This is a genomic window from Hydrogenovibrio sp. 3SP14C1, from assembly GCF_029625905.1.
Taxonomy (GTDB): Bacteria; Pseudomonadota; Gammaproteobacteria; order Thiomicrospirales; family Thiomicrospiraceae; genus Hydrogenovibrio.
This window is the reverse complement of the sequence record NZ_JARTLM010000018.1, coordinates 1-3,696: the sequence shown is the minus strand read 5'-3', so window position 1 is coordinate 3,696 and position 3,696 is coordinate 1. Positions and strand designations below refer to the sequence as shown.

Here is a 3,696-nt window from a genome sequence, read left to right as displayed (position 1 = left end):
AGAAAGTGTTTAGGATACAAAACACCAAATGAAGTGTTTTGGAATAAGAACGTTGCACTTACGAGTTGAATGTATGAGTTAAGAGCTTTCTTAGCCTTTATACTTTTCAAACACCAATGAGGCATTGGTTCCGCCAAACCCGAAACTGTTACTCATCATACGCGTCAGCCCAGCATTTTCCTGAAGCTCAGTAACAATTGGCATGCCTTCACACTCAGGATCCATCGTTTCAATATTGATAGATGGCGCAATAAAATCATTTTCCAGCATCATCAGACTGTAAATGAATTCATGCACACCCGCTGCCCCTAATGAATGTCCAGACATTGATTTGGTAGAGCTGATTTTAGGCACTTTAGCACCAAACACCTCACGAATGGCTGCCGCTTCTTTGGTGTCGCCAACCGGAGTAGAAGTCCCGTGCGGGTTGATATAATCAACATCACCTTTCACGGTAGACAGGGCAAGGTTCATACAACGCACAGCCCCTTCACCAGACGGCGCGACCATATCATAACCATCAGAGTTGGCACCATAACCAGTAATCTCTGCATAAATCTTCGCGCCACGGGCTAAAGCATGCTCAAGTTCTTCAACGACCACCATACCGCCGCCGCCAGCAATAACAAAACCATCACGATCCGAATCATAAGCACGAGAAGCTTTTTCTGGTGTTGCATTGTATTTTGTTGAGAGCGCACCCATTGCATCGAATAAAACCGACATCGTCCAGTGGAGTTCTTCACCACCACCAGCAAAGACAACGTCTTGTTTACCTAGCTGTATTTGTTCTACCGCTGTACCAATACAGTGTGCCGACGTCGAACAAGCCGAACTGATCGAGTAGTTAATCCCTTTAATCTTGAAGGGTGTCGCTAAGCAGGCCGATACCGTTGATCCCATGGTTCTGGTAACCATATAAGGTCCTACACGCTTAACTCCTTTCTCACGAGCAACTTCGACTGCTTGGGTCGAATTTGAGTTAGAACCACCACCAGAACCTGCAACAAGACCAGTACGAGCATTCGAGACTTGATCTTCTGTCAAACCTGAATCTTTAACTGCCTGGTCCATCGCAATGTAAGTATACGCTGCGGCATCACCCATAAAACGCAAACTCTTACGGTTGATATGCTCTGCAAAATCTAAGTTTTTAACAGCACCATGCACGTGTGATCTAAGGCCATTTTCTTCATATTCAGGCGCATAAACAATTCCTGAACGTCCACTGCGTAGAGAATCTGTAACTTCTTCTTTGTTGTTTCCTAAACTTGAAACAACACCTAGACCTGTAATAACGACTCTTTTCATTTTAAAAATTATCCGTATTTGTAAACAAACCAACTTTTAAGTCATCAGCTGAGTAAATTTCTCGCCCATCAACATATAAGTGAGCATCACCAATCCCCATGTAAAGCTTACGTTTGATGACTCGTTTCATATTGATGACATATTCAACTTTTTTAGCTGTTGGTAATACCTGACCATAGAATTTTACTTCACCCGAACCTAATGCTCTACCTCTTCCTGGACCGCCAGTCCACCCCAAGAAGAAACCGATCAGTTGCCACATAGCATCTAAGCCTAAACAACCCGGCATAACGGGATCATCATTAAAGTGGCATTCAAAGAACCATAAGTCTTTCTTCACATCTAGCTCGGCACGAATTTCACCCTTGCCATAAGCACCACCTTCTTCTGAAATATGAGTGATACGATCAAACATCAACATTGGTGGCAAAGGAAGTTGTGCATTACCTGGGCCGAATAATTCTCCGCGCCCACAGGATAAAAGTTCTTCTTTATTATAGCTAGACTGCTGTTCCATTTATTTTCCAGATTTATAAAATTTGACTATATTATAACAGTAGAGGGATTTTCATTACAACGCAATTACTACATACAAAAAAGCCCGCTATTCCTTTTTGGAATGCGGGCTTTGAATATGGTGCCGAAAGAGGGACTTGAACCCCCAACCTACTGATTACAAATCAGTTGCACTACCAGTTGTGCTATTTCGGCTGAATGCGGCGTATTATAGATTGTTGATGATTTATGTCAACCCTTTTTATAAACTTTCTATAACTTCTTTCATCCCACGCAGGGTTAAATCTTCAACATAGCTATACGACTTATCTAAAACGGGTTTTAATGACAAGAAATCACCACCTGTCCCAATACAATCAAATTTTCGACCCGTTTCCAACTCTAGGTCTGCCAACAAGCTATTAAGGTAAGAACCCAGCATATAAAGAGTGCCCCCCATGATGCCACCAGCTGTATCTTTTGCCAGTAACCCATCTTGATTAGACTCTAACACCAATGACTGTTTATTCAAGGCGGTATTGTGTAATAAAGAATCTCGCATCAATCCTAAACCAGGGACAATAAAACCGCCGATATGCTTCTTATCAATGACTGCATCAACGGTTAAAGCTGTGCCTGCATCAACAATAAAGGTTGGCTTATTTGAAGTTGAGCAAGCCCCAATGATAGCCATCCAACGATCTACACCAAATTGATCAAATGCTTCATATCCACACTCAATTCCACAGCAGCTGGGCTGTGTGGCTAAAAAAGTTGGATATAGCTTAAAATTTTGCTGTATCACTTCAGTCAAAACGGCATTAAGTTCAGAAGGCGCGACTGAGCTTACATATACGGCTGAGGCTTTGTGACCATTTAATTGAAATGACTCGACAAACTCTCCTGAATGGATAGCTTCATGTCGAACACTACCAAGAAACTGATAATTTCCTTTTACAATTATTGCTGCTTTAAGTTGGCTGTTACCGAGTTCAAAAAATATCAACATATTACGTTTGTTCACTTGTTATGGGTCTAATGGAAATTGCTCCAGATTGATAGCAATCAACCCTTCCATCAATCTCTACCTGTACTTCTGCTGAGTTGGTTAACCCTTTATATAGACCGACTTCATAATGGTCGCTATGATACACAATCACTGGCTGATTCGGGCTAAAAAAATCATATTTGGACCATTCTTCAGGCTTGAAGGCTAAGGAATCTTTTGCCTGAATAAATAATGTGTAAATGGCCTTACCAAAATCCGTTAAAAATGCATCCCGATTTAAATCTGAAATCCAACTTGAGTGAAATGTATCCTTTTCAGCAGACACATTCGATAAGTTAATACCAATACCAAGAACCAAATAGGCTTCCTTGGTTTTTTTATTTCTAACCATTTCTAACAAAGAACCCGCAACTTTTCCTTCATCAACAAAGATATCATTTGGCCATTTCACCTTATATTCAAGCGATGAATGTCGTGCCAAACAGTTCCGAAGAAGTAATGCCACGGAAGAACTTAGGTAACTGAAGCGATGAATGTCTAAATCAAACGGAACAGATAATGAAAAAGCTAATGATTGGTCGGAATGAATCCATTGCCTGCCTCGTTGGCCATAGCCTTGTGTTTGTTTCCGAGCAATACAAAATGAATAGCCTTTTAATTCACCTAGTTGAAGTTGAGATTTTAAAAAGCCACTCGTTGAATCGATTTCATCGAACTCAATAACTTGATACGGGGTTAACTGAACTGCCATCAAAAGGTCCCAAAAGACAAAAGAATAGTATGGAGTATTTCCATAAGGAGCGCAAAAAAAAAGCCCGTAGTGATTGAACACATACGGGCTTTTAGGAATATAAGCTTGGGGATGACCTACTCTCACATGC

The 3,696-nt window shown here is 41.1% G+C and carries 4 protein-coding genes and 1 tRNA gene; all 5 read right to left on the bottom strand.

All coding sequences use genetic code 11. The annotated features are described in order from the left end of the window. Positions 1–90: 90 nt before the first annotated feature. Positions 91–1,311 carry a beta-ketoacyl-ACP synthase I gene (gene fabB, locus P8629_RS11440; protein WP_278166260.1) on the bottom strand — a complete coding sequence of 407 codons (1,221 nt, stop codon included), beginning with the start codon at positions 1,309–1,311 and terminating at the stop codon, positions 91–93. A gap of 1 nt (position 1,312) precedes the next feature. Continuing rightward, a complete protein-coding gene (gene fabA, locus P8629_RS11435) occupies positions 1,313–1,828 on the bottom strand; it encodes a 3-hydroxyacyl-[acyl-carrier-protein] dehydratase FabA (protein WP_278166259.1) in 516 nt (171 codons plus the stop codon). A gap of 118 nt (positions 1,829–1,946) precedes the next feature. Continuing rightward, positions 1,947–2,022, bottom strand: a tRNA-Thr gene (locus P8629_RS11430). 46 nt (positions 2,023–2,068) lie between these two features. Next, entirely contained in the window at positions 2,069–2,815 is a 747-nt protein-coding gene (locus tag P8629_RS11425; RefSeq protein ID WP_278166258.1) for a type III pantothenate kinase, read from the bottom strand. Position 2,816: 1 nt separating this feature from the next. Beyond that, positions 2,817–3,696, bottom strand: an 880-nt coding sequence (locus tag P8629_RS11420) for a biotin--[acetyl-CoA-carboxylase] ligase (protein WP_278166257.1), incomplete at its 5' end; no start/stop codon positions are given.

Excerpts from the sequence above, each read along its gene's own strand:
- fabB (WP_278166260.1), bottom strand. The coding sequence starts at position 1,311 with ATGAAAAGAGTCGTTATTACAGGTCTAGGTGTTGTTTCAAGTTTAGGA.
- fabA (WP_278166259.1), bottom strand. The coding sequence starts at position 1,828 with ATGGAACAGCAGTCTAGCTATAATAAAGAAGAACTTTTATCCTGTGGG.
- P8629_RS11425 (WP_278166258.1), bottom strand. The coding sequence starts at position 2,815 with ATGTTGATATTTTTTGAACTCGGTAACAGCCAACTTAAAGCAGCAATA.